Annotated in this window: 1 protein-coding gene; it reads right to left on the bottom strand. The window is 41.8% G+C overall.

What is annotated here, in order from left to right:
* Positions 1–570 precede the first annotated feature (570 nt).
* The coding region (locus tag HMPREF2955_RS01285; RefSeq protein WP_210401255.1) for a hypothetical protein at positions 571–865 on the bottom strand (295 nt) is incomplete at its 5' end.

The raw sequence follows: 865 nt of genomic DNA, 5'->3' as shown, positions 1-865 counted from the left end.
AACTAGAAAGGCAAAATGGTGCAAAATGCAGGTTACAGACCCAAAATTGCAGACACTGGGGAGACAAACTAACCGAGATTTAGCCACTAAATGTATGTTTTTAGACCTTGATTTTCTCTAGAAGAGTCGGCCAGCAGAATGCGTTTTGTAAAATTAAAACACCAATTTAACAAATACCACCACTAGAACAAAGATTAACCCCCAATAGGTTGTTAAACCGCTTATCATTATTTTGGGTTGTTTCCCTCGTTTCATGTTCATCTCCCGTATGTTTATAGGCATCTTGCCCGTCTAAATTTCTCGACGTAGTCAGCTACGCCTTCAACCCCAATCGGTTCATTACACTGATTATCAATTGTTTTAAGTTCTTCCTATCAATTCCTGTTTAGCTTTCGTTTGCTTGTCGGTGCCTTGCCTACCCTATTCTCTCGACGTAGTCCGCCACGTTTTTAAGAATAAGAAGGGCAATTTGCTCAACAAGTCATCGAAATCTACACAGGCCCAACTGTCGATTTGGTTTTAAGAAAAAGACAGGCAATATGCTCGACAAGGCAGCGAAATCAACACTGGCTACAACGAGCGGTTGGGGTAAAAAGCAGGCTCCAAAGCGAATTGATTAGGGTCGACTGGTTCGTAGACGAATAGGTTAATCAGGTTAGAAGTACGTTCCAAAGCGATTTGTTTAGGGGCGACTGGTTCGTAGACGAACAGGTTAATCAGGTTAGAAGTACGTTCCAAAGTGAATTGATTAGGGTCGACTGGTTCGTAGACGAATAGGTTAATCAGGTTAAAAGTAGGTTTCAAAGCAGATTGACTGGGGGCAACTGGTTTGTAGACGAACAGGTTAATCAGGTTAGAAGTACGT

The sequence above is a fragment of the Prevotella sp. HMSC073D09 genome (genome assembly GCF_001814145.1).
GTDB classification, from domain to species: Bacteria; Bacteroidota; Bacteroidia; order Bacteroidales; family Bacteroidaceae; genus Prevotella; species Prevotella conceptionensis.
Note: the sequence above shows the minus strand (reverse complement) of the source record. Positions and strands in the feature narration are given on the sequence as shown.